At 53.5% G+C, this 23,709-nt stretch carries 24 protein-coding genes; 10 read left to right on the top strand and 14 right to left on the bottom strand.

Annotation, left to right across the window (positions count from 1 at the left end):
* Positions 1 to 10: 10 nt before the first annotated feature.
* From NST08_RS19675 to NST08_RS19725, 11 genes are all read right to left on the bottom strand, one after another.
* Positions 11 to 1,510 (bottom strand): extracellular solute-binding protein, encoded by a 1,500-nt coding sequence (locus NST08_RS19675; RefSeq protein WP_007132184.1) that lies wholly within the window; start codon positions 1,508 to 1,510, stop codon positions 11 to 13.
* A gap of 62 nt (positions 1,511 to 1,572) precedes the next feature.
* Positions 1,573 to 2,448, bottom strand: coding sequence for a carbohydrate ABC transporter permease (locus NST08_RS19680; RefSeq protein WP_232239323.1), 876 nt, complete (start codon positions 2,446 to 2,448; stop codon positions 1,573 to 1,575).
* A 9-nt stretch (positions 2,449 to 2,457) separates the two neighbouring features.
* Positions 2,458 to 3,351: an ABC transporter permease gene (locus NST08_RS19685; protein ID WP_007132186.1), complete on the bottom strand. Its 894-nt coding sequence runs from the start codon at positions 3,349 to 3,351 to the stop codon at positions 2,458 to 2,460.
* Positions 3,352 to 3,354: 3 nt separating this feature from the next.
* Complete coding sequence (locus NST08_RS19690; RefSeq protein WP_007132187.1) at positions 3,355 to 3,681, bottom strand: DUF4387 domain-containing protein; 327 nt, start codon at positions 3,679 to 3,681, stop codon at positions 3,355 to 3,357.
* Positions 3,665 to 5,044, bottom strand: coding sequence for an acyclic terpene utilization AtuA family protein (locus tag NST08_RS19695; protein ID WP_034273300.1), 1,380 nt, complete (start codon positions 5,042 to 5,044; stop codon positions 3,665 to 3,667). The genes NST08_RS19690 and NST08_RS19695 overlap by 17 nt, the downstream gene beginning before the upstream one ends.
* Positions 5,045 to 5,135: 91 nt before the next feature.
* Positions 5,136 to 5,834, bottom strand: coding sequence for a FadR/GntR family transcriptional regulator (locus tag NST08_RS19700; RefSeq protein WP_007132189.1), 699 nt, complete (start codon positions 5,832 to 5,834; stop codon positions 5,136 to 5,138).
* A 440-nt stretch (positions 5,835 to 6,274) separates the two neighbouring features.
* On the bottom strand, positions 6,275 to 6,559 hold the full coding sequence (locus NST08_RS19705) for a hypothetical protein (RefSeq protein WP_007132190.1): 285 nt from the start codon (positions 6,557 to 6,559) through the stop codon (positions 6,275 to 6,277).
* Between the two features lie 54 nt (positions 6,560 to 6,613).
* A complete protein-coding gene (locus NST08_RS19710) occupies positions 6,614 to 7,405 on the bottom strand; it encodes a lipid II flippase Amj family protein (RefSeq protein WP_341342190.1) in 792 nt (263 codons plus the stop codon).
* Positions 7,402 to 8,115: a GNAT family N-acetyltransferase gene (locus NST08_RS19715; RefSeq protein WP_210094722.1), complete on the bottom strand. Its 714-nt coding sequence runs from the start codon at positions 8,113 to 8,115 to the stop codon at positions 7,402 to 7,404. The genes NST08_RS19710 and NST08_RS19715 overlap by 4 nt, the downstream gene beginning before the upstream one ends.
* A 121-nt stretch (positions 8,116 to 8,236) precedes the next feature.
* Complete coding sequence (locus NST08_RS19720; RefSeq protein WP_007132194.1) at positions 8,237 to 9,139, bottom strand: hypothetical protein; 903 nt, start codon at positions 9,137 to 9,139, stop codon at positions 8,237 to 8,239.
* Between the two features lies 1 nt (position 9,140).
* Complete coding sequence (locus NST08_RS19725) at positions 9,141 to 10,247, bottom strand: Gfo/Idh/MocA family protein (RefSeq protein WP_007132195.1); 1,107 nt, start codon at positions 10,245 to 10,247, stop codon at positions 9,141 to 9,143.
* 687 nt (positions 10,248 to 10,934) lie between these two features.
* Here NST08_RS19725 and NST08_RS19730 point away from each other — a divergent pair.
* Both NST08_RS19730 and sstT read left to right on the top strand, forming a co-directional pair.
* A complete protein-coding gene (locus NST08_RS19730; protein ID WP_341342191.1) occupies positions 10,935 to 11,333 on the top strand; it encodes a hypothetical protein in 399 nt (132 codons plus the stop codon).
* 538 nt (positions 11,334 to 11,871) lie between these two features.
* The gene (gene sstT, locus NST08_RS19735; protein ID WP_007132198.1) at positions 11,872 to 13,101 is read left to right on the top strand and encodes a serine/threonine transporter SstT; all 1,230 of its coding nucleotides are present in this window, start codon (positions 11,872 to 11,874) and stop codon (positions 13,099 to 13,101) included.
* Between the two features lie 446 nt (positions 13,102 to 13,547).
* Here sstT and NST08_RS19740 read toward each other — a convergent pair whose 3' ends face one another.
* The 3 genes from NST08_RS19740 to NST08_RS19750 all read right to left on the bottom strand — a co-directional run bounded on the left by NST08_RS19740 (position 13,548) and on the right by NST08_RS19750 (position 15,631).
* Positions 13,548 to 13,964 (bottom strand): GNAT family N-acetyltransferase, encoded by a 417-nt coding sequence (locus NST08_RS19740; RefSeq protein ID WP_007132199.1) that lies wholly within the window; start codon positions 13,962 to 13,964, stop codon positions 13,548 to 13,550.
* Positions 13,961 to 14,341 carry a sensory rhodopsin transducer gene (locus NST08_RS19745; protein WP_007132200.1) on the bottom strand — a complete coding sequence of 127 codons (381 nt, stop codon included), beginning with the start codon at positions 14,339 to 14,341 and terminating at the stop codon, positions 13,961 to 13,963. Before NST08_RS19745 ends, NST08_RS19740 begins: the two co-directional genes overlap by 4 nt.
* 162 nt (positions 14,342 to 14,503) lie before the next feature.
* The gene (locus NST08_RS19750) at positions 14,504 to 15,631 is read right to left on the bottom strand and encodes a rhamnogalacturonan acetylesterase (protein ID WP_007132201.1); all 1,128 of its coding nucleotides are present in this window, start codon (positions 15,629 to 15,631) and stop codon (positions 14,504 to 14,506) included.
* A gap of 228 nt (positions 15,632 to 15,859) precedes the next feature.
* On the opposite strand from NST08_RS19750, the gene NST08_RS19755 reads away from it, so the two are divergent.
* From NST08_RS19755 to NST08_RS19790, 8 genes are all read left to right on the top strand, one after another.
* The gene (locus NST08_RS19755; RefSeq protein WP_341342192.1) at positions 15,860 to 16,150 is read left to right on the top strand and encodes a hypothetical protein; all 291 of its coding nucleotides are present in this window, start codon (positions 15,860 to 15,862) and stop codon (positions 16,148 to 16,150) included.
* A gap of 61 nt (positions 16,151 to 16,211) precedes the next feature.
* Positions 16,212 to 17,594, top strand: a complete 1,383-nt coding sequence (locus NST08_RS19760; protein ID WP_341342193.1) for a sensor histidine kinase — start codon at positions 16,212 to 16,214, stop codon at positions 17,592 to 17,594.
* Between the two features lie 13 nt (positions 17,595 to 17,607).
* A complete protein-coding gene (locus NST08_RS19765; RefSeq protein ID WP_210094723.1) occupies positions 17,608 to 19,152 on the top strand; it encodes a response regulator transcription factor in 1,545 nt (514 codons plus the stop codon).
* Positions 19,153 to 19,293: 141 nt separating this feature from the next.
* Positions 19,294 to 20,631 carry an ABC transporter substrate-binding protein gene (locus NST08_RS19770; protein WP_028405384.1) on the top strand — a complete coding sequence of 446 codons (1,338 nt, stop codon included), beginning with the start codon at positions 19,294 to 19,296 and terminating at the stop codon, positions 20,629 to 20,631.
* 69 nt (positions 20,632 to 20,700) lie between these two features.
* Positions 20,701 to 20,868: a hypothetical protein gene (locus NST08_RS19775; RefSeq protein WP_186332934.1), complete on the top strand. Its 168-nt coding sequence runs from the start codon at positions 20,701 to 20,703 to the stop codon at positions 20,866 to 20,868.
* Positions 20,861 to 21,760 carry a carbohydrate ABC transporter permease gene (locus NST08_RS19780; RefSeq protein ID WP_341342643.1) on the top strand — a complete coding sequence of 300 codons (900 nt, stop codon included), beginning with the start codon at positions 20,861 to 20,863 and terminating at the stop codon, positions 21,758 to 21,760. Before NST08_RS19775 ends, NST08_RS19780 begins: the two co-directional genes overlap by 8 nt.
* Before the next feature lie 5 nt (positions 21,761 to 21,765).
* Positions 21,766 to 22,599, top strand: a complete 834-nt coding sequence (locus NST08_RS19785) for a carbohydrate ABC transporter permease (RefSeq protein WP_144870845.1) — start codon at positions 21,766 to 21,768, stop codon at positions 22,597 to 22,599.
* 51 nt (positions 22,600 to 22,650) lie between these two features.
* The gene (locus NST08_RS19790; RefSeq protein WP_210094807.1) at positions 22,651 to 23,682 is read left to right on the top strand and encodes a glycoside hydrolase family 88/105 protein; all 1,032 of its coding nucleotides are present in this window, start codon (positions 22,651 to 22,653) and stop codon (positions 23,680 to 23,682) included.
* Positions 23,683 to 23,709: the final 27 nt, after the last annotated feature.

Raw genomic sequence — 23,709 nt, forward strand, 5'->3', positions numbered from 1 at the left:
TTCAAGCTCCTTACTTGATGTTCTCGTTAGCATATTTCGTTATTTCCGTACCTCCGGCAGCATACCAAGCTTCAACAAATTCATCGAACTGGGACAGGTCCTTCTTGCCGGTAATGAAATCGGTCGAGTATTCCTTATACAGATTGTTCATCGCATCCCAGTTGGCAACGAATTGATCGGGAATCAGGAAATTGTTGTCCTCGGTGTAAAACTCCGAAGCCATGCTCAGCGACTCCGTTCCCGGCTTGCCAAGCAGCGGCGTCTTCAGCGGCGTTTCCGATTTCATCTCGGTCGGCTCCCAGAAGCGTGCATACCACTCGCTGTAATATTTGTCGTTCAGCACAATCTCGCCGTTCTCCACGGTAAAATGCTCGTTCTCGAATCCCAAACGGTCCAGCATTTGTCCTTTCGGGCTTGCCAAGTAATCAAACACCTGGAAGGCAATATCCTTGTGAGGGGACTGCGAAGAAATCGCGAGTCCGCGGGATTCCTTCGTTACGTCGGTTGCCCCGAAGCCCTGGCCTCCGTCTCCCTTGGCAGGCGGCAGCACGATCAGCTCGGCCTCCTTGCCTCCCAGATCCTGCATTCTTCCGTCGTACAGATCCAAGATTTTGCCGACGGTGCCTGTAATTACGGCCGCATCTCCTTTATAGAAGGCATCCTCCTTCGTGTCCCACTGCTTCGTGATGAATTGCGGGTCCAGCAAACCTTCCTTGTAAAGCTTGTTATAGAAGGTCAGCTTTTCCTTCTCGTTCTGGGATACCTTGGAATATTCATACGTTCCGTCAGCCTTCTTGAGCCAAGTCGTGTCAAGGCCGAAAGCGGTATTGAAAATGAAATTGATCTCGGCAATATCGCCGGCGGCGGTCAGCGCATAACTAGGCTTGCCTTCGCCCGGCTTTTTCTCCACCAGCTCTTTAAAGAAGGCGTAATAATTGTCGACGGTCGGATTTTCGATCAGCGCTTTCGAGCTGTCCATCGCATTGAACCAGTCGGCGCGGATCACCGGCGCTTTCGGCGCGAGCGGCTTGATCCACATTAGATACGGATAGCTCTCCATGCGGGTTTTGTTATGCGGCTCCATGATGTCCTTGATGTACTTGGATTTTTCGATATACGGCGTCAGATCCTCCAGCAGTCCCTGCTCCGAGATTTGCTGGTCGCCGCCCTGGAAATAGATGATGTCCGGAATCGTGCCGCCGAGCAGCAGCAGATTCAAATTCTCGGCATAGCTGCCTTGCGCCAGATCGACGAGCTCAAACTTTACGTTCAGCCCCTCATCTTCTGCCAATGCTTTCTCCAGCGTTTCGAAAAATTTTACGGAGACCGGATTGGCCGTCCCCTCATCCTTATACACGATCTTCAGCGTCACGGGATCCCCGCTTCCGTCAGGCTTTGCCGCTTCCGGCTCCTGCCCGGCGCCCGGCGCGTTCGAGTTAGAGTTCGATGTGCATGCGGACATGACCATAACCAGCATGGCAACGATTAACAACAGGCTTACCTTTTTCATTGGTTTGTTCTCCCCTTTTTAGAAAATGAACGTACGCGGCGGATACATCTTGCCTTCCCGGCTTAATCCTTGACCCCTCCTTCAAGCTCGCCCTTGGCGTAATATTTCAAAATGAAAGGATATAGGAACAGCAGCGGCACGATCGCGATGATGATCGTCCCTGCCTGCAAGGAAGCAAAATCGAAATTGATGGCGCTGTCGAACATATTCTGATTGCCCATCAAGGACGTGTTGTCCTTGCGGACGACGAACTGCCGCAACACCACCTGAAGCGGCCATTTGCCCGGCTCCGAGATGTACAGCGTCGCCCGAAAATATTCGTTCCAGTGGTACACGCCGTAGAACAGTCCCAGCGTGGCAAGCCCCGGCTTCGACAGCGGCAGAATGATCCGGGTGTAGAGCCGGAAATGCCCGGCGCCATCCATCCGGGAGGCTTCCAATATCTCCTCCGGAATATCCTGAATGAACCGCATCAAGATAAACAGGTAGTACACGTTAATCGCCTTATACAGAATCAAAGAGGTAAGCGTATTCATAAGTCCAAGATCTTTAATCAGCAGATACTCCGGAATCATGCCCGGCTCGAATACCATAATGACGATCAGGAGAAACAGCACCGCTTTTTTGCCGATAAACTCCGTTCTCGCCAGCACATATGCGGCCATGGACGTCAGCAGCAGATTCAGAAACGTCCCCGCAGCGGTTATCCACACCGAATTCATGATGCTGCCTGTAATCAGCGGATTGGCAAACAGCAGCTGATAATTGATCGTTGTGAAGCCTTTCGGCACGATATCCAGACCGCCCATCAGGTGGGCCTTGCCCGGGTCCGTCAAGGATAGCGCCAGCAGGTTCAGGATGGGAACCAGCACCATGAGCGTGAACAGGAACAGCAAGACATATATGACGATTTTCGAAAACTCCAGCCGTCTCATCATTCTCCCCCTTTACCAGACGCCCTTGCCCGAGATGCGTTTCGAAATGAAATGCGTGCCCAGGATGAGGACGATCCCGATGACGCCTTTGAACAGACTAGCCGCGGTTGCATACGCAAACTGCCCGTTTCCGATACCGATCCGGTATACGTAGGTGTCCAGAATGTCCACCACGCTGATGATGGAATCGTTCATAAAGTTAAACACTTGGTCGAAGCCCGCATTCATGAAGAAGCCGAGGTTCAGAATGAAGACGGTTACAATCGTGCTGTACAAATGAGGAAGCGTAATGTACCGCATTTGCTGGAGCCGGGTGGCGCCGTCGATTTTTGCGGCCTCGTATAATCCCGGGCTGATCTTCATGATCGCGGCCAGATAAATGATGGAATCCCAGCCTGCGCTCCGCCAAATTTCGGAGAAAACAAGCACCCAGCGGATATGCTCTTTGCTGGTCATATAATCGACCGACGGCAATCGAAAGAAATTCGCAATCAGATTGACCGCGCCGTCCGCCGGATTCAGCAGGCTGATCCAGATCCCCGCGATGACGACCCAGGACAGAAAGTGCGGCAGATAGACGACGGATTGCACATACTTGCGGTATTTGCTGCTGCGCACTTCATTAATGAGCAGGGACAGCATGATCGGAATCGGGAATACGAAGATGATTTTCATCAAGCTGATAATGATCGTGTTCTCCAGTACGCTGGTGAAGGCCGGCGAACTGAACAAGGTCTTGAAATGCTTCCAGCCGACCCAGACATGGTCGCCCAGAATGCGATAATCCTGGAAGGCGAGCTTCATGCCATAGAGCGGAATCAGGTGAAAGATGAAAAAGTAGAGCAGAGGTAAGGCCAGCATGGCGTACAATACCCAATCCTGCCTCAAGCGTCTGAGCACCTTCATCGTCTACTCCTCCTCTGATTGATGGATGGCCAGCTTCATCAGCGGAGCATGCTGCTGTGCTCCGTACACATCGCGGTCGCCGACGCTGCCCGACGAAATATCCCGCGAGATGGTCACTTTGAAGCCGAGTGCCTGGTCAAAAAACACCAGATGGTGAATCTGTTCCTCCTTGACCCGGTACAGATCGCAGATGGTTCGTTTCGTAATGCAGCCGGATTGTTTAACTCTGTCATAATCGTCTTTGGAATCAAACAGGACGTCCAATGTAATCTCGAAGGGGCCGGAGTTCTTGCTCCGCAGCACCTTCGCCACGTCACCGAGCACGGTCATGCTTATAACCTCCCTTTCGAAACTCGATACGGAACGCATTGTCGGTCAATTCCATCAGGTGATACACGGAGAATTCGTAAACAGGGCCGAACTCGATATCGCTTGGGGCGAATGGAAACGCCAGATTGCCGGCCGTTGCCTTCCGGCCCTCATAGCCGTAATGCAGGAAGGTCGATCGGACGGTGGCGCATATGCTGCTAGCCAGCTCCTGCGTCCTCGCAACCACTTCGAACATCACCCCGACCTCGTGCCCCTGGAAGGGCTCCGTCTCTTTGCTGCCGAGTACGCCGTTCTTCCCGTAATTGTAAAACCGGATCTGGTAATCCGATTCGGGAATTTCGCTGTAATACTCTCTCGCCTGACTTCGGACGTAATCCTCGACCTCCTCCAGCTTCCCGATCAGAATCGGGTCGCGGATCCCCGCAATCACGAAGGTGCGGTAGGCGACGCGCCTTGCTCCTTCCAATTTGACGAAGTATTTCTCGGCAGGAAGGTACCGGCTTCCGCTGACGCGGACGATGCCGGGCTCCGTCTCTTCGAACCGGCAATCCTCCAGATCCAGCGTAAAGCCGGGCCCGTGCAGGATGTACGGATGCTCCTTCTCATAGAAGGTATGGGCCGCAACGCTGGTTGGACTGCAGGTGCGTGCCGGATTCAGGGACTGAACGGTAAAGCTGTCTTCCCCTATGGTGCCAAGTATGCTGTCCTTCGTCGTGCCGGGCTCTGCACACAGCGCGCCGCATTCGAGAATTTTGCCGAGATGGTAGGAGAGCCCCGGGTCCTTCCCGTGGAATATGCCGATCGCTGCGAAAGGGGACGGATCATAAGCGCGGCCGCAGACAATGATCTCGCTGCCGGCTTGAAGCGCTTCCACGATAGGCTCATGTCCCATTTGGGCCACGATGCTCTTTGTCGTATCGATCATCTCATCCGTCAGCGGCGGGATGTTCGGGCTAAGCGGCTGAATGCGTCCTTCCCTCTTCGCCTGATGGATTTCGTCTTGCGTGAAGTCCGCCCAGATTACCGATACCTTCGCCTCCATCTCAAGCTCGCTCAATATTTCGTCAATGATCGCAAGCGTCCAATTGACATGCGTTCTGGCGCCGGAACCGCCGGCTGAGCCGATGATGATCGGGATGTTCCGGGGGAGGCCGGCAGATAGCATGATCTTCAGGTCTTTCTTTACCGCGCGCTTGCTGACGATGGATACGCCGGCGCCCAGCTTATGCGGTCCCCCGTCGGTTGAGCCAGCATCGACCACAATGCCGTGCAGCTCGTACTTCAATCCGTTCATGAAGGATTGCTCCGGAAACCCGTATCCAAGCATCCCGCAGGGGGATAAAATTCGAATGTCTGTATTCATCTGCAGTCCCTCTTTACCAAAATATTCACTCATGCCCATTGGATAATTGGATTATCCAATTTGTGTTAAAAAAGGGGAAGCCACTCCCCTGCTATGCATGAATGTAATTGTTCTGTATGTTCTCCTTCACCCGGCTCAGATGGTTCAGCAAGGCGAGCTTTGCCTTCACCGGATCGCGTTCCTTAATCGCCTGTAAAATAAGCAGATGCTCCTCATAGACCTCGCTTTTGCGACCGGGGATCGCTTGGGTCTTGTTCAAGGTGCGCTGGAGCAGGTCCATGTGCAGCTCGATCATATTCACGAGCACGACGTTATGCGTGGCCTTCGCGATCGATAAATGGAAGGCCTGATCCGGCTTGGAACGGTCTTCGTCATCTAACCCGACCTGTCCCCACTTCTCAAAGGCCGCCTCGATGTCGGCGATATCCTCTTCCGTTGCCCGCTTGGCCGCCAGCTCCACAATGCCCGTCTCGAACAGCTCCCGGGCTTCCAGCAGCTCAATGATCGTCGCCCGTTCGATATTGTCGAGAATTCGGCTTCGGTCCTCCGCAACATCCAGCGCCTTGCTGAGAAAACGCCCCCCTCCGGGCCTTGCTTCGATCAGCCCTTCCCGCTCGAGAATGCGGAAGGCCTCCCGCAGCGTTCCGCGACTGATCCCGAACGATTGCGCCAGCTCACGCTCGGTCGGCAGAACATCGCCGGGGCTCAGATTTCCTTCTAAAATCAAATTTTTGATCTGTTCAATGACGTCCTCATATACCCGATGATATTTAATCTTCTTAATGGTCATATGATTTCCCTCTCTATCCTTCATGACAATCACTAATTGGGTCATCCAATGGACCGCAGATTTAGCATAAACCGTTCACAATTGGGCTGTCAAGCAAAAAATATAGCGCTTACATATTAATTCAGACCCGTTTATTCGAATTTCCGGCATCGTTCCAGAGTAATTGGGTGATCCAATTCGCGAAGAACTGCGGCTATAATATCCTGATCGTTCATGGCTTTGTGAGCCTCCGAAATAAAACAAGCTTCTTCTACAGTGCGCCTAAATACTGCAAAGCACAACCCCCGTTTCTTAGGCGGGGGCATCTTAGGTGTAATATATTAACGATTTATTGTTCGAACGTGCTCCCTCCCTGTCGCATGGGATTGGCCACCTGCATGTGACGACTTATGCCGCTATCCTGAGAGCCGCTAAAAACCAAGCGAAAAAAATGCTGCGAGTCAGCGCTTCCGCCTGGCAAACGCATATCTTATGCTTCCATACAAGCCGCACAGCATCAGAAATAGGGCCGCGCCCTGTACCGTAATTAGTTTTCCACCGCGCAGTACAGCGCCGAAGGATACCTGGGACTGCAGATGTTCAACATGTTCATACTGGCTTTGAATGTCGGGCACATAGGTTTGAGTCAATATCATTCCCTGGAAGACCCCGAACAACATATATCCGCCGCATACCGCGATGGCGAACAATACTGATTCAAGCGCGATCCGTTTCCATGAAATCATAGCATCATCATCCTCCATCATTGCATCCCATAATCCCGGATAGGTTGACTTCCTCTAAAGCCAGCCGACAATAACGCTGATCATATATCCAGCGGGAACGATGACGAGCTGGGCCAGCATCGTTCCGAAGAATCGCGAAACCATGAGCATGGTATACACCTTGCCCAGCTGATTCTCCGCTTCTTCATCCCGCGTAGCTTTATCGGTGATCAGGCCTAGCTGAGGGTCGATAAAAATCGTTAAAATAATGGTAGCCATGCCGTTGATTAACCCCGAGGCTTGGGAGGCCATGGTGCTATGCGCGGGCACGAGATGAGCCGCATACAACGACGAAAGCACCCCGACGGTATAAAAAGCGGTCACGACGACATGAAGTAAAATAAAGCGGTTGGGCACGCCCAAATATCGAAACTGGCTCAAGCTGAGATTGGGCTTCTTTATGTAATGCCTTGTATTTTTGAGCTGACCGACCGTCACGCTCGAGATCAGCTTCGGGATGGAGCCGGCTACTTCAAGCTTGTTGATGATTCGTCCGAACAGGTTGACGAAGGTCGGGAACAGCGCAATGGCTGCGATGGTGCCGATCGAAGCGGCAAGCAATATGATCCGAAAATAGGAGAGCACGTCAAATGACGTGTGTTCTTCGGCGTAATCCACGAATTTGGCGGTGAGCGGGGCCTGGATTAAATTCGAGGTCCGCGACACCAGCAGGACGATGCCCGTCAGTGACAGCGCTACCGCTATTTTATTCAGCTTAACGCCTGCATAACGGATCGAGTAGGACAATGTTTCCGCCGTATGAATGACCATCGTTAGGACAAAGACGACAATCAGCGTTTGAATCATAAGCGATTCCTCTGAATGGTGATATGAAAATCCGTCCCGTACTGATAAAGGTCCAATTTGCGGGCAATTCGCTGTGAGCTCAGATTGTCCCAAGCCGTGCTGTATAGCGGAATACGCCCCAACCGCCGAATCTCCCAGCCCCATCGTGCTGCCGCTTTGGCAGCGAGTCCCCGCCCCCTGAAATCGGAGGCCGTGCTGAGACTTGCCTCCGCCGCCTTGGCGGAAGTCCGGGCCGAGCAGCAGACGGATACGGCCGTATCGCCGATCACACAGCCTATGACCGGCAGGCGTTCCTCAAGCTCCGACTTGATCTCTGAAAAGTAGGTCTCCAGCAAGTCTGCGTTGGATTGATCAATGAACACGATGCCCGGATCGGCTGCTGGCTCGATCGGTTTGTCCGGGAACACATAGGCCGGCCCGACCCATATCTGCTTTACCGGCATGTATGTCTCGATCGTCTTGCTCATCTGCACGATGCTCATGTTAGTCCCCCGTTCGCATTGCATCCGCAGCTCTTCCTCCATGGGGTCCGGCATATCTGCCGCTACCAGCACCTCCCGTCCGAAGCGTGTTGTGCCAACGAACACTGCCGTTTCGGCGGCTTGCGACGGCTCATTGATGCCGATGATCCGCCTTCGGCCGTCCAGCAGGTATAACGTCTCCGACTGGATCCGCATCAGCTCCGCATCATCGTATGCGGCATAGGGCATAAGTTTCCCTCCATCCTTCGCGTTATCATTACGTAACGGATACCTTCCAGCTGAACCAGGTTCGTGCTTTAGCAAGCCTACATGGCATGAGAGGCCTTGGTCAGCTGGAATGCGGCCTTGGTCAGCTGGAATGCGGTAAGCTCTCCTTCTCTTTGAGAAGTGCAGCGGTTCGCCGATAAATCGCATCCAGCTCCTGCCTGCTGACAAGACTGGCATCGTGCTCAAACGTCACATGAAATTGATGATTCCTCGTCGCTGCGTATTCCAAATAGGCATATGCGTCGCCGAACCGCTCATCCTCGTCATGCTCGGGCAGCACCGGGAGATGATGCTTGAACGTACCGCCCTCATAACGGACATTGCTGTAGTGGACCACATCGATTTGCGGCGCGAGCGCCTCCATAAAGGAATACGGGGCGAATCCGGGAAAAGCCCTGCGGGCGATATCCAGCCTTGCCGTATCCAGCACGAAACGAATCTCCGGATAGGCCAGAAATGCATCGATCACGATGTCACCGTAATCCCCGAAGAAGTCATGCTCCAACACGATCCGCTGCTTAAAGCGCTGCTGCAGCTCGGCGAGATGTTCAAACAAGGTTATGGAGATATCCCTGAACTGCCCTCTGCCCAGCTGTTCGCAGCTGTAGCGGTGTCCAATGTCGGGAAGCCGCGGAAAGGGCGTGAAGGGCTCTTGAAACACCGGATAAAACGGATAGTGGAACAGGATGTAGTCCGCATCGTAGGATGAAGCCAGCTCAACCTCGGAGGTTATGTACTGCAGCTCTTCCTTAAACTGCCGGGGGGCGGGTGCATTTAACACAGGCAGGCGGTATCCGTCTTCCGCAAGCACCGGTCCATGGATTCCATATCCAAGCCCGTGCTGACGGCAGAAATCCCGGACCTGGGCTAAAGCGGCTCGATCCGGCAGGCAGCATACCTCCATCCCGGTGATCAGCGGCATGGCCAGCTGCTCCCACCGATCGGGGCTAAATTGCTCCCACATGCCGATCTGCAATCGTCTCATGCTAGGCCTCCCCCCTCGCGGCAATGGCCTGATTCCAAGGGGATAGATCATCGATCTGTACCCGCGAACCCGTTTCGGATGAACGAAGGATTGCATCCATGACCGCCTGGGTTCGGTGTCCGTCCGCAACGTTCGGGATTTCGAGCGGCGACGGCTTGTCTGTCAGCTTCCTATAGATGCTGTCGATCATCGGATAGAAGCCGCCGTAGTAATGAACGGCCGGAACCGTCAATCCCTTCGGCGGTTCTACGCCCTCAATCTGAACTGGCTCCAATGCTCCTCCTCTGCTGAATTCCAACATACGGTCATCTCGCATAACGAGCGTCCCCTCATCCCCGTATATCTCCAGTCTCCATCCCGTACCGGTTCTGCCAGGCAGGAATACGTCCACCGCCAAGCTCGCACCGCTGCGGAACCGGCCCGTGAATGCAAATGCATCGTCGGCATTGCGCACCTCACGGCCGTCGCTGCCTTCATAACTCGGAATATGCGTCCTGAGATCTCCCTGAACCTCGGCAATCTCTTCTCCCATCCACCACATCAGGGAATCGATCATATGGGACCCGACGGCGAACAGGAAGCCGCCTCCCTCCTCGCTTCGGCCCTCCCAGCCACGCTGCCCTCCCGCCAGAGTGGAATAGCCCGAGAAGCTGCCGCAATACCGAATATGCTGAATCCGGCCCAGTAGTCCTTGGTCCAGCATGGCTTTAATCCGCTGCCGAAGGGGTGTAAGCCGCCATAAGAAATTAACGAATGCGCATCGCTTCAGCCGATTCGCCTCTTCGACCAGCTCCAGGGTTTGTCCGGCATTTATGGCGAGCGGCTTCTCTACCAGCACATGATGCCCGGTTCGGAGGGCTTGCAGCGCCATGCCGTGATGCTGTGCGGGCGTGGAGGCAATCGATACCAAATCCAGCTCCTCCGATTCCAGCATTTCACGCCAGTTGCTGTAAAAGGCGATGTCCTGAAACGAACGCTTCGCTCCATGATCGCTTCGATATACGCTGGCGATCGATTTCAGTTGAAAGCCCGGATGCAGCCGGAAGATGGGGGCGTGAACCTCGGCGCCGAAGCCGGTGCCGATAATTCCGACATTGATTTTGTTCATGGATACGCTCCTTACCGCGTGATATTGCTGATTAGTTCAACTGACTATTTCCACGTTAATCCCTGACGACCTTCCTCAATAACTTCCCGTCTCTACCAAAAATTCCTATCGCGTAACCTCGTACCCAGAAGCTTCCGGCAGGACATCGAGGTTCCACGCCCGCATCGTCCTTCGAAGGCTAAAACGGCGGAATGGATTCATCGCATGCTCTGCCTGGGCATGGCGTATAAACAAAAGCTCCATCGTTACTCTCACCGGTACCTGTCTTGAAGAACCGATGCTAATTTATGATGCTGCGTTTGCCTGTGTTCATGCTTTGACCCAAGCTGGCGGGTCATGCTATGAATGTACATGCCAGCCTTCTAACTCGCTTCCATTTTAACATTATTTACCTCCGATGTGTCTGTTTGTGCTAAAAATCTGTTGGGGCTCCACCATCGAGGAAATCATCTGAAACTTTTACCAGATCAGAGTCGTTACAAAAACATGAAGCATTGCAAACCTATCCAGAGGATTGCAAAGCTACCGAGCAACTTCGAGCAGCTCGAATAGGAGCAAAATGACGGGCATGTGACATAATTATTAACCTTTGTTGTATGAATTCTAATGACCGGTTCAACGGAAACAATAGAAACTTATTTTTCAACGCAATTAATAGACACTTATCCATTGTCAAGGAGGTTTCCCGTGCGAAAAAATCTGATTGCGTTCCTGGTGCTCGTCATGTTCGCCTTAACGATCGGCTGCGCATCATCCCCCAAGCCTGTTGTTATCAACGAATACAAGATGTCGCCCGTGCATGAGGACTTCCCTGTCCCTGAGCAAGCGCTGGAGCGTGAGGTGACGTTCAGGAATCCGAATATCGCGGAGGGTGCAAAGTACGAGTTGGAAAATATCGGAGGCGAGCAGGGATTATATCCGCCGAAGGCTTTCCTGGAGGGTATCAGAGCTTCCGGCTGGACCGAGATCGAGGAAGAGCGTCTGGGTCATGTGCATTTTTTTCGTAAGGATGATACGAAGATCGCCTTGGAAATTCGAGAGGATTCGATTGACGTGTATGAGCTGAAACAAGTTGACGCCCCTTAGAGACTCGAATCTGTTATGATACGCCGGTTGACGCACACCACGTCTCGTTTTAGGGGAACGCCGTTAGCTGCTGCCCTACTTTCACGCCTCGACTCCAGCAAGTCCCGAAACGGGACTTGTTCTTCTTTTTGCGGGCCTCCTGGCCTCTGCAAGTCCTTAAATAGGACTTGTTCTGACCTACTTTCACGCCTCGGCCCCAACAAGTCCCGAAACGGGACTTGTTCTGTCTTTTGCGGCGCTCCTGACCCCTGCAAATCCTTAAATAGGACTTGTTCAAGCTCTATCTTCCACGCCCAGCCCCAACGAGTCCCGAAAGCTGTCCCAGGTCTATACATACTCTGGTAACACCTCCAATATTATCGCATGACGGCTTTGCTCATTCCGACCGCCCCCTTGAATTCTAACTTCTGGAAACAATCATATATATTACCAGTTATATACAATCTTCACTTTACATGATAAACTAGCGCTATATTACATTGCAGCGTCGAGGCGGTGCGTTTTGATATTTTGAAATTGCATATTTCGGAGGAGTAAGATGAAAGCAATTATTCTCAAGTGGAACCAAATAAGTCTTGTAAAACGAATTTTGGCGGGGATCATTGCAGGGATTATCCTTGCCCTGATTGTTCCCGGTGCGACTGGAGTCGGTTTATTCGGTACTTTATTTGTATCCGCGTTAAAAGCGGTTGCCCCTGTATTGGTGCTGTTCCTCGTCATGTCCGCCATCTCGAACCATGCGAAAGGCCGTCAGACGAATATGAAATCGATCCTTGTCCTGTACGGTATAAGCACATTTCTGGCGGGGCTGGTGGCGGTCATCGCCAGTTTTATTTTTCCGGTAAGCTTGTCGCTGGTCACGGGATCGACGGACCTGACTCCGCCAGAGGGCATTCTCGAAGTGCTGAGGACCTTGCTGTTACAGGTTGTCGATAATCCGGTCAACGCACTGATGAAAGCCAATTATATCGGAATCCTGGCATGGGCGATCCTGCTGGGCCTGGCTCTGCGAAGCGCTAAGGAGGGAACGAAAAGCCTGCTGACAAATGTCTCGGATGCGGTATCCCAAATCGTCAAATGGGTGATCCAGCTTGCTCCGTTCGGTATTATGGGGCTTGTCTTCGAATCCATTACCGCAAACGGACTAGCGTCCCTGCTCGATTACGGGAAACTGCTGCTCCTGCTTGTCGGATGCATGCTGTTTATCGCGCTTGTCGTGAACCCGCTCATTGTCTATGCAAGGCTGCGCAAAAATCCGTATCCGCTGGTGCTGACCTGCCTTCGGGAAAGCGGCATTACCGCGTTCTTCACCCGCAGCTCTGCGGCCAACATACCGATCAATATGCGATTATGCGAGAAATTAAAGCTGAACCCGGATACGTATTCGGTATCCATCCCGCTAGGCGCCACGATCAATATGGCGGGGGCAGCGGTGACGATCTCGGTCTTGACGCTGGCAGCGGTCCATACGCTCGGGATTCAGGTGGATTTTGGCACAGCGCTTATTCTCAGCATTTTATCGGCGATTGCCGCAGCAGGCGCTTCCGGGGTGGCTGGGGGGTCGCTGCTGCTCATTCCGCTGGCATGCAGCTTGTTCGGCATTTCGAATGACATTGCCATGCAGGTAGTTGGCGTAGGCTTTATTATCGGCGTTTTGCAAGACTCTTGCGAAACCGCGCTGAATTCTTCCTCTGACGTGCTGTTTACGGCCACGGCGGAGTATGCGAAGAAGCGTAAAGAAGAAAACGCAACGATTGCGAAAGCCTAATGAAAGCAGTCGGTCTGTGAACTGTCCTTCCATGGCTTGTAGTGGATAATTAGGGAAGTCAATTTGGTATTATCCCCTTATGGTATACAGTGAAAGAAGAGTTCTTATTCCAATGAATTCAACGCTGTAGATCTGAGGGGATTTTTTTATTCCCCAAGAAACGACAAGCCTCAAACCGATGTAACAAAGGAACTATAAATAGGGGCGCGCCTACGATTGGAGGAAAATTGGAGTTACTCCATGATCATCGGGACGCTAGGGATCAGGAGAGATAGAATTTGTCGGATGCTGCACGAATGATGGCAGAGCGGCAGAACACATGGCTTACTACAACGAGAGATGTTCGCAAAACAAATTGGCGATCTATCCCCGTAGAATGCCGGGAACAAATCGCCGCTTAAACTTCCTTTTTGTTGTCTGCGGTAGCAGGGCTACGACCTATTGACCTAGCGCGCTATGTGTTTTTTCATGCCGATCGTAAATGCCGTAAAACCCAGCCTTTCATAATAGCCTTCCAATTCTTGTTCGCACAGCAGCTGGGGGATGACTCCAAACTTCTCGCACTGCATGACGAGCCTTTGAACGATACCGGTGCCGATCCCTCTGGCCTGAACATCCGGATGCACACAAATGCCGCATAGAAGTCCGGTAAGGACTCCGTCCGAAATGACACGTCCCATGCCCACGAGGCGCTTCCCTTCATAGGCATAAACACTATACCAGCTTCCTGCGCACATGGCTTGAAGGTCTCCAATGTTCAAGTTCAGGAAGTTCCAGCCTAATGTCTCATATAATTCGAGCAGCGCCGTAAAGTCCCCGGGCAGCTCCGACGTATAAGTAACTGCAGGCTCAACCTGGCTCATATGCTCCCGCTCCCCTTGACGGGGTACGCCATAACGCTCATAAGCGCATTTTCCGCCTGGGTAGCATCGAGGCGGCTGTACTGCACATAGACGGGCCCGCTGCAGACGACCTCCATGGCGTACGGCACGCCTGCGGGAATCGTCCGGCCATCAGCGCTTAGCGAGCTCGTACGAATGTGACGGGTACGTCTCCCCGGCACGATCGTTTCCATGCCCATCAGCGGCTCGCGATCCTCGAAATAGGCATGAATGGTCACCGTCACGTCTTCCTCCGATGTATTCAGCACGCATACCGACTCATGACTCGTCAGTTCCCCGCTGCTCTGCGGCGGGATATAGCCATCGGGAATGATCCACAAAGTCTCGCCTTTTGACATTCGAAAAACACCTCCTGACGCATTTTTAGCTCTCGCTTTATAGTAAACATTCGTCGCACAGGGCATCGGCTCCTCTACAACCTTTAAGGCATTGGCGAAAAGAGAGGAGCACGCTTCTACCTTTCGGTTGCCGTTAGATTACGATAGGTCATCAGCTGACGCTCATCCCTGCTGCATCCGCAAAAACAAGGACAACGGCTGAAGCGCCAAGGACTTCAAACCCTCGGCCACCAGTTCGGCCAGACGAAGAGCTCCCCTCTCCTGAAAATGCGTATTGTCCGAAACCCCGAGCGGAAAGTTCATCCACTCTCCCGGCGCTCCCCACATGAAGATCGAACGTGTACCTTCCGGACCGAGCTCGTTGAACAGCCCCATGCTGATTGCAGCCAGATCGACAAGCGGCACCTGCTCTTCCTGCGCGAGCTCGCGGACCGCGGTAACATAATCTCCATGCGTGTCCTTCAGCCGGACGTTATCATCAAAAAAACGCCGGTGAACCGAGGTGACCAGAATCGGCACGGCCTTTCTCTCCCTGCAGCCGTCGATGTACATCCTCAAATGCTCCTTGTATGTCGAAAAAGGCTCCGTATATCGACTAGGGTCAGACTTCTGGTCATTGTGGCCGAATTGGATCAACAGATAATCCCCCGGCCGCATGCAAGTCCATATCCGGTCCAGCCTGCCTTCGTCCACAAAGCTTTTCGAGCTTCGACCGGAAGCGGCGGCATTGATTACAGCTGCATCCTGCTTCATCCAGGCCGGCAGCATCTGGCCCCAGCCGGCATAGGGATAGCCATCGGCAGGCTGATTCGCCACGGTTGAATCCCCTGCGATGAACAACGTGCAAGCATCCGGTGCCGGTGCCAGTTCCAATCCGTTCAATCGCGGCGCTCTTCCAGAAAAATAAAGCACGATCCGCCTCTCGACTGCCGGCAACGTTACGCTGAAACGCTCCATATAACCGGGCGGCGTCCGCAGCTGATACAACAGCATCTGTCCGTCCGTTCCCTTGACCGTCGTCTCGGTCGCAAACCACGGGTCGCCGATCGTCAAACGAAGCGTATATAATCCGTCCTTCGGCACGTCCACCCGAAAGGCGGCTTCAAGCGGGATGACAAAGTCAGCGCCCAGTCCCGTCTCCCCCTCCCTTCGTATTCCCGTAAGGCCAGAAGCGGATAAGAAACCGTACCCCCGCTCCGGCTCGTACAGCGTGTCGGACATAATTTTCACGTAATCCAAGGCAGGCTCCCCGGTTCCGAAATCAAAAGCATAGCGGTCCTCGCTCTGCATCATAGCACCCTCCCGTTAAATCGCTCTTTCCCCATTATGCACGATCCCAAATGCGCAATTCCATCTATTTATCCGGCTATTTTGTTTAAATTTCCGGTCAACTGCCAAAGGCCGAAGCGGCACCTCGCAAGCCGGATACCGACGCTGGATAACCATGTTGACAGCGTTTACAACCCGGTACATAATGTGTACACAACATTTCAACTCCAAGGTAAGGAGACGGATGCCGTGAGGAAGTGGACCACAGTCTACAAAAATATGAAAATCAAAAACAAGCTGTCGCTCCTCATCGCGCTGATCGTGGCCATGGCATTCACTTTCGCGGTCATCGTTCAGCAGTATGCCTTCTCCATCTACGACGGGCAGCTGTACCTCAAATCGTCCAAGGTCCTACACTTGTCCTCATCAGCCATCGAATCCGAGCTTGAGCGAATCGAGCAGTTATCTTTCAACATGGTTACCGACACGGAGATCCCAGCAAATATTACGGGCGATTTCCAACAGCGACTCCGACTATGACCGGCTCACCTTGAGACAGCGCCTTGTCGATCGGCTCCTCAACTACGTGGGATCCGAGCCTATGCTCTACTCCATCCACCTGATCGACTCCTTCAACAAACAGTACGATGTCGGCAGCGTCATACCGATCGCTCCCTCCAAGATGCAGCATATCATGCAGCTTGCGGGCGATGCCGATGGTGAAGAGCGCTGGTTCTCCCCCGATGAACACGACCCGGCCCTGCTGCTGTCCAGGGAGATCCGCTCCTATTCAGGAACCCTGTTCGACCTTCAATATCTGGGCACGATCGTAGTTCGGGTCAATATCGACAAGCTTGTACGTACATCTGCAGCTGAGGAGGGAGAGCTGATCATGACCTCGGGAACGGACGTCATCTACCCGACCCGGCCGAACTTCGACCCGGCGTCCATCCAGGCTGACGTATCATCCGGCAGCGGATATTTTACCCGGGAGATTGAAGGGCACACGTATTTTGTTGCATATAACCGTTCCTTCAATACGGGCTGGACTTATATTAATGCTACCCCCTTCAATCAGGCCTTTAGGCAAATCATTTTTATCAAAGAGCTTGTCATCATGGTATTCGGCATGATATTCGCCGTCGCCATTCTGCTGGGCATTCGGTTCAGCCGGGGCCTGACCAAGCCGATCGAAAGCTTGATCGCCCGGATGAAGCTGGCCGAGAAAGGGAATTTCGCTGAAGCTAACGTACTCCCCCAAGACGCGGCGCCCGTCGCGATGGATGAGCTCGGTCTGCTGCACCGGACGTTTCGTCTGATGGTGGAGAGAATCAATGTCCTGATCACCGAAAATTATGCGAGCCGGCTGCTCGTCAAGGAGACCGAATTCAAGGCCCTCCAAGCCCAAATCAATCCACATTTCCTTTACAACACGCTCGAGTCGGTCAACTGGCTTGCAAAAATCAACAAGCAGACGCAAATCTCCGATATGGTACAGGCGCTGGCCTTCCTCCTTCGCAACTCCGTCAGCCTGAAGGAGCCGATTCTTTCTCTACGAGAAGAGCTCGAAATCGTCAAGAACTATATCATCATCCAGAAGTTTCGTTTTGAGGACCGGCTCGAGTTTAGCATGAACGTACCGGATGAGGACCTGGAGCGCAGACTTCCGAAGCTGTCCCTGCAGCCGCTGCTTGAAAATGCAATCCACTACGCGCTGGAGCCATCGGTCGAGCCATGCAGAATCGCCCTGTACACCCGGCGGGAGGAGCATGCCTTCTGCGTCATCGTTGAGGATGACGGACCGGGCATGGCTCCGGACACCCTCGACCGGCTTCGAAGCGGAAGCCTGCAGACGACAGGCAACGGCATCGGACTGCTTAACATCGACGAACGCCTGAAGCTCGCCTTCGGCGACAATTACGGTTTATATATCGAGAGCCGACCTGGGCTCGGCGCCCGCATCATTCTATCACTGCCACTATAACGGAGGGATTCCCATGTACAAAGTTCTGCTCGTAGACGATGAGCGCATCATTCTGGATGGTATTTCCCGCATGGTGGACTGGTCCGCCTATCAAACCGAGCTTGCGGGAACCGCTCAGAACGGCATCCAGGCCTACGAAAAAATCGTTAGCGATTCTCCGGATATCGTCGTGTGCGATATCCGCATGCCCGGCCTTGACGGGCTCGAGCTCGTGGCCAAAACCTATGCAAGCCATCCCCACATCAAATTCGTGCTGCTGTCCGGCTTCGGCGAATTCGAATACGCCAACCGCGCCATGCAGTACGGGGTCAAGCATTATTTGCTGAAGCCGACCGATGAGTCTAAGATCGGGGAAGCGCTGCAGGAGGTTACCTTTGACCTGGCGGATCACCGCCGCAAGGAAGCTTTCATTCAGGATATGAAGCACCGTTTCGAGAAAGTGCTTCCCCATGTGAAGGAGCAGGTGCTGAAAGAATTCGTGACGAACAAGACTTACGGTCATAATGACTTGGAGGAATATCGCAGACTGTTCCAATACGACTTCGACCGGCCGGTGCAGCTGCTGCTGTTCCAGCTGGAAGGCGAGGCGGATTACGAGCATCTATTCGCCGTGAAGAATATTGCCGAGGATCTGCTGGACACCACCCTTCTTAGCACCACCATCGGCCCGCATGTGCTGGTTCTCATTGAGGAGCGTCCCGGGCTTCAACTCCATGACCGGATCCAGGACATCCGCTGTACGTTCAAGCAGTATTACAAGCTGGACGTGACGGTTGCCATCAGCGATCCTGGGCCCGTAACGCTGGCCCGCAAGCTGTACCGCGACACGCTGCAGTGCCTGAATTACCGCTTCTACCTGGACGAGAGCGGCATCATTACGACGAACGACACGCTGCAATCCGAAGACGACAGCGGTGCATTTTCCTTCGACGAGCAGCGTCTGTGCATGCCGGTGCGGTCCGGTCACCACCAAGAGGCCCGGCAGGCGCTGAATGAATTCATCCATGAACTGAAGAGGGCCCAGCTGAGCATTGAGATGACCAAGTCCCACGCCATATCGCAGTATGTATCCCTCATTCGGCTGACGGATCCCGAGGAGATGGCGGAACGATACGAACGGATACCGGTCATCGCGGAAATGACGACTCTCCAGTCGATCCAGGCATTTCTGGAAGAAACGGTCATCGAAATTACCCAGCGGAATTATGAACGGAACACCATGAAATATAATGCGATCGTCCGGAGAATGATCGAGATTATCGAGGAACAGCTTGGCAATTCGGAGCTGACCCTGAACCTGGTCGCATGCAGCATGCTGTACATGAATGCCGACTATCTCGGAAAGCTGTTCAAAAAAGAGACCGGCGAGAAATTCTCGAATTACGTCATGAAGCTGCGCATCAAGCGCGCGACCGAGCTGATGGCGAAGGACCCGGATATCAAAATTTTCGAAATGGCCGAGCAGCTCGGCTTCGGCGACAATCCCCAGTACTTCAGCCAGGTGTTTAAGAAGCAAATGGGCTGCACGCCTTCGGAATACATGAAAAAAGAGGGCTAGGCTTGTACGTACATATCTGCTTTTTGAACAAAGTGCACGGTTTTTTTCCTTACTCTTTCCCTTGTTACACATAATAATTGGGAATGTAAGCACTATCAAACGAGTCACAGATGGGTTCATCAACCAAGGGGAGGAAATGGAATGAGAAAAGTGTTAACCGCAGTGCTCATGTGCTCCTTGCTCGGAAGCCTGATCGGCTGCTCCGGCGGGAATTCGGCCGATCAGCCTGCAAGCGCCGGAACCGATACAGCGCCGTCCGCAGCCGCCAGCGACGAGAAGGAGCCGGTAAAGCTGCGCATCGCCTGGTGGGGCGGACAGTCCCGGCACGATTACACGTTGAAGGTCATTGAAATGTATCAGGAGCAGAACCCGCACGTCACCATCGAGCCCGAATACGCCCCGTTCGACGATTACTGGAAGAAGCTTGCTCCGCAGGCGGTAGCCGGCGGTCTTCCGGACATTATTCAGATGGACATCTCCTATCTGAACCAATATGCCGGCCGCAATCAGCTTGCCGATCTGAAGCCGTTCACCGACAGCGGAGTCCTGGACGTTTCGGACGTCAGCGAGAATGCCCTGAGCGGAGGCGAGGTCAACGGCAAGCTGGTAGCGATGAACCTTGGCGTCAACGCACTCCAGACGACATTCGACGTAGAGACGATGAAGAAGAACGGCATCGATATTCCCGGCAAGGACTGGACCTGGGACGACATGGACAAAATGGGCGCGCAAGCGAAGGAAAAAGGATTTCTCATCGGTGGCTTCGCCTACCGGCATGACGTCTTCTTCCCGTATTATCTGAGAACGATCGGCCAAAAAATGTACAGCGCGGACGGCAAAACGATCGGCTATGCCGATGATCAGGCCTTTATCGATTATTTCACCCGCTACCAGAAGTGGTATGACAATGGGTACATCCTGTCGTTGGATAAGGAAGCCCAGAAGAAAGGCGTCGCGGAGGAGGATGAAATCGTGCTTGGCAACGCCATTTCCGGCACGGGCTGGTCCAACCAGTTTCTCGCCGTTGCCAATCTCGTTCCCGATCGTCCGCTGGAGCTGAATCCGATGCCGGGACCGGGCACGAAGGAAGGGCTCTTCCTGAAGCCGTCCATGTATTTCTCCGTCACGGAGACGTCGAAGCATAAGGAAGAAGCGGCGAAATTCATCAGCTTCTTCATCAACGACATCGAGGCAAATAAGCTGATCAAGGGCGAGCGTGGCGTGCCGGTATCCGCTAAAGTCAAGGAAGCGCTGAAGCCGCTGCTCTCCGAGAATGAGGCGAAAATATTCGATTACGTCACCTGGGCCGAGGCGAACAGCAGCCCTGGCGATCCGCCGAATCCGATCGGTGCCGTGGAAATCGAGAAGCTGCTTCGCGATCTCAGCGAGCGCATCCTGTACAAGAAAATATCGGTGGAGGATGCGGCTGCCGAATTCCGCAAGGAAGCGAATGCGATCCTGGCCAGATCCCAGCAGTAGTTCCGGATGCACCTAACTTGAGGCATCCCCTTTCAAACGTACGTCAGGTACGGGGCAGGGGGTGCCTTTATGATGACACCGGACCGGGCGGACCTCTGGTTTTTAAACAAAATGGACGGTTTTCTTCATAACGCCCTCTCGGTCAGACTTTCTATAATGGAACTATCCGCCAGCGAATTCGCCCGCCGGACGGGCGCTGTCAAATTTGAAAGACGAGGGGTTGAAAATGATGAATAGACTTCGCGAGAACGAGCATATCACCGGATACGTATTCTCCGCTCCGTTCGTTCTTGGCTTTCTGATCTTTACGCTGTATCCGATCCTGTCGTCCCTCTACTATTCGTTCACCAACTATAACCTGATGGAGGCGCCAAGCTGGCTCGGCCTCGGCAATTATGAGCGGATGTTCACGGAGGACGATAAAATCGGAAAATCGTTTCAGGTGACCTTTACATACGTATTCGCCAGCGTCCCGCTTCGGCTTATCTTTGCACTCTTCGTGGCAATGATCCTGAATACGGCGACCAAGGCGGTCGGGCTGTACCGCTCGGCCTTTTACCTGCCGTCCCTGATCGGCGGCAGCGTCGCGGTCGCGATTATGTGGCAGCAAATCTTCGGCGACCAAGGGCTCGTCAACTCCGCCCTCTCGCTCTTCGGCATCGAATCCGGCACATCCTGGATCGGCAATCCGAGCACGGCGCTGTGGACACTCATCGCCTTGTCGGTCTGGCAGTTCGGCTCATCGATGATTATTTTCCTTGCCGGACTCAAGAACATTCCGAAGGATTATTACGAAGCGGCCAGCGTCGACGGCGCAAATGCCGTGCACCGATTCTTCAAGATTACGCTCCCGCTGCTGAGCCCGATCATTTTGTTCAATCTGACGCTGCAGACCATCTCCGCCTTCCTGACCTTCACCCCCGCTTATATCATCTCGCGCGGTGAAGGCGGTCCGCTGGATCAGACGCTGCTGTACTCGCTTTACCTGTACCGCAAAGCCTTTTCGCATTTTGAAATGGGCTACGCATCGGCGCTTGCCTGGGTCATGCTCGTCATTGTCGGCGTCCTTACCCTGCTCATCTTCAGATCTTCCACCCGCTGGGTTCATTACGAATCGAAAGGAGACTGACGGCTATGACCAAATCCGGACGCATTCTGTATCATACACTGGTCGGGCTGTTCGCCCTGTGCATGACCTATCCGATCCTGTGGCTCGCCGCCAGCTCGCTGAAGCCCAATCACGAAATCTTTACGACCGCCTACAGTCTCATTCCCAACAAGCTCGAATTCTCGAACTATGCAACAGGCTGGAAGGGATTTGCCGGAACGACCTTCGGGACCTTCTTCAAGAATTCCTTCATTATCGTCATCATCTCAACGATCGGTGCCGTCGTATCTTCCGCATTAGTGGCTTTTGGTCTGGCTAGGACAAGGTTTTTCGGTCAAAAATTTTGGTTCGCCTGCATGATGATCACCATGATGCTGCCGCATGACGTCGTCATCGTCCCGCAGTACGTGATGTTCGCCAATTTCGGCTGGATCTCGACGTTCAAGCCGCTGATCGTCCCCCATTTCTTCGGGGTTCCGTTCTTCATCTTTCTGATTATGCAGTTTATCCGCACGATCCCGCGGGAGCTCGATGAAGCCGCAAGGATCGACGGCTGCAGCAAGTACGGCATCTTCATCCGGGTCGTTGTGCCCTTGATCGTTCCGGCCTTGATCACGTGTTCCATCTTCTCCTTTTACTGGAGATGGGATGATTTCATCAACCCGCTGATCTACCTGAACCAGCCGGAGAAATACCCGGTGTCGTTGGCGCTCAAGCTGTTCCTCGATGGGGAATCGCTCAACAACTGGGGCGGAATGTTTGCCATGGCCACCCTGTCGCTGCTGCCGGTCGTGATCGTATTTTTCATCTTCCAAAAATATATCGTCGAAGGGATCAGCACAACAGGCTTGAAAGGTTAATCCCCAAATTTCTCCCTCTTAAGGAGGCTTAATATGAAAGGAGCTGCAGCTATGCCGGCACTCGTATTTGATGAACAGTATATCGGGCAAGTCATGGATAAGGTGGTGGAGCGGACCTTCCGCATGGACTTCAGCTGGGATTGGCCCGGCGGGGTTGCGTTTTACGGCGTTTGCGAGGCGTATGAAGCGACGGGCAAAATGGAATATCTGGAGCAGCTGAAGACATGGGTCGACGAAAATATGGAGGATGGTCTGCCAAAGCTGTCTGTGAACGGCGTCTCGATCGGACATTCCCTCTTAACGCTGTATAACGTCTACGGCGATGAGCGTTATATCGAAACGGCCAAGGAGATGGCCGAATACCTCACTCACGATGCCGTTCGATTCGGAGAAGGGATCTTTCAGCACACCGTCAACTCCGAAGCCTATAACTTCCCTGAGCAGGCATGGGTGGACACGATGTTCATGGCCGGTTACTTCCTGCTGCGCATTGGAGCGCTGCTCGGCCGTGACGATTACTTCGAGGACGGGCTGCGGCAGTACCACGGCCATGAGAATTGTCTGCAGGATCCGGTGACGAATCTGTACTATCATGGCTGGGACAATATTGCCGGCAATCATATGTCGGGGGTATTTTGGTGCCGCGGCAATGCCTGGGCCGCCCTTACGATGGCGCGCGCATTGGAGCTCGTACCGGTTACGCACCCTTCCTTCATGATCATTGAAGGCTCGCTTCGGGATCAGCTGAGCTCGCTCGTACGGCTGCAGCATGAATCCGGGCTGTGGCACACCATTACGACGGATCCGCAGTCGCCGCTGGAAACGTCGGGATCGGCGGGGATCGCAACCGCATTGCTGACCAAGGGGCGCATCTACAATAAATACACCCAGAAATCGATCGACGGCATCCTGACCAAAATTACCGAGGATGGGACCGTAACCGGCGTTTCGGCCGGAACGGCCGTCATGAAAAATGCTGCTGGTTATATAGGCGTGCCCGACAAGCGAATTCAGGGGTGGGGACAAGGATTGACGCTGGCATTTCTGGCCGAAGTGCTCAAGGTCAAGAATAATCCGTATTAGTAGATACAAGAAAGGCTGCCGTACAGG

This window comes from Paenibacillus sp. FSL K6-1566, assembly GCF_038050475.1.
GTDB lineage: Bacteria > Bacillota > Bacilli > Paenibacillales > Paenibacillaceae > Paenibacillus_AQ > Paenibacillus_AQ lactis.

Bases quoted from the DNA above. Each gene is read 5' to 3' on its own strand.
- NST08_RS19705 (WP_007132190.1), bottom strand. From the start codon at position 6,559: ATGATTTCATGGAAACGGATCGCGCTTGAATCAGTATTGTTCGCCATC.
- NST08_RS19715 (WP_210094722.1), bottom strand. From the start codon at position 8,115: ATGCCCTATGCCGCATACGATGATGCGGAGCTGATGCGGATCCAGTCG.
- NST08_RS19775 (WP_186332934.1), top strand. From the start codon at position 20,701: ATGATGACACCGGACCGGGCGGACCTCTGGTTTTTAAACAAAATGGAC.
- NST08_RS19770 (WP_028405384.1), top strand. From the start codon at position 19,294: ATGAGAAAAGTGTTAACCGCAGTGCTCATGTGCTCCTTGCTCGGAAGC.
- NST08_RS19745 (WP_007132200.1), bottom strand. From the start codon at position 14,341: ATGTCAAAAGGCGAGACTTTGTGGATCATTCCCGATGGCTATATCCCG.
- NST08_RS19680 (WP_232239323.1), bottom strand. From the start codon at position 2,448: ATGATGAGACGGCTGGAGTTTTCGAAAATCGTCATATATGTCTTGCTG.
- NST08_RS19695 (WP_034273300.1), bottom strand. From the start codon at position 5,044: ATGAATACAGACATTCGAATTTTATCCCCCTGCGGGATGCTTGGATAC.
- NST08_RS19765 (WP_210094723.1), top strand. From the start codon at position 17,608: ATGTACAAAGTTCTGCTCGTAGACGATGAGCGCATCATTCTGGATGGT.
- NST08_RS19785 (WP_144870845.1), top strand. From the start codon at position 21,766: ATGACCAAATCCGGACGCATTCTGTATCATACACTGGTCGGGCTGTTC.
- NST08_RS19690 (WP_007132187.1), bottom strand. From the start codon at position 3,681: ATGACCGTGCTCGGTGACGTGGCGAAGGTGCTGCGGAGCAAGAACTCC.
- NST08_RS19720 (WP_007132194.1), bottom strand. From the start codon at position 9,139: ATGAGACGATTGCAGATCGGCATGTGGGAGCAATTTAGCCCCGATCGG.
- NST08_RS19700 (WP_007132189.1), bottom strand. From the start codon at position 5,834: ATGACCATTAAGAAGATTAAATATCATCGGGTATATGAGGACGTCATT.
- NST08_RS19725 (WP_007132195.1), bottom strand. From the start codon at position 10,247: ATGAACAAAATCAATGTCGGAATTATCGGCACCGGCTTCGGCGCCGAG.
- NST08_RS19750 (WP_007132201.1), bottom strand. From the start codon at position 15,631: ATGCAGAGCGAGGACCGCTATGCTTTTGATTTCGGAACCGGGGAGCCT.
- NST08_RS19675 (WP_007132184.1), bottom strand. From the start codon at position 1,510: ATGAAAAAGGTAAGCCTGTTGTTAATCGTTGCCATGCTGGTTATGGTC.
- sstT (WP_007132198.1), top strand. From the start codon at position 11,872: ATGAAAGCAATTATTCTCAAGTGGAACCAAATAAGTCTTGTAAAACGA.
- NST08_RS19790 (WP_210094807.1), top strand. From the start codon at position 22,651: ATGCCGGCACTCGTATTTGATGAACAGTATATCGGGCAAGTCATGGAT.
- NST08_RS19740 (WP_007132199.1), bottom strand. From the start codon at position 13,964: ATGAGCCAGGTTGAGCCTGCAGTTACTTATACGTCGGAGCTGCCCGGG.
- NST08_RS19710 (WP_341342190.1), bottom strand. From the start codon at position 7,405: ATGATTCAAACGCTGATTGTCGTCTTTGTCCTAACGATGGTCATTCAT.
- NST08_RS19760 (WP_341342193.1), top strand. From the start codon at position 16,212: ATGCTCTACTCCATCCACCTGATCGACTCCTTCAACAAACAGTACGAT.
- NST08_RS19780 (WP_341342643.1), top strand. From the start codon at position 20,861: ATGAATAGACTTCGCGAGAACGAGCATATCACCGGATACGTATTCTCC.
- NST08_RS19685 (WP_007132186.1), bottom strand. From the start codon at position 3,351: ATGAAGGTGCTCAGACGCTTGAGGCAGGATTGGGTATTGTACGCCATG.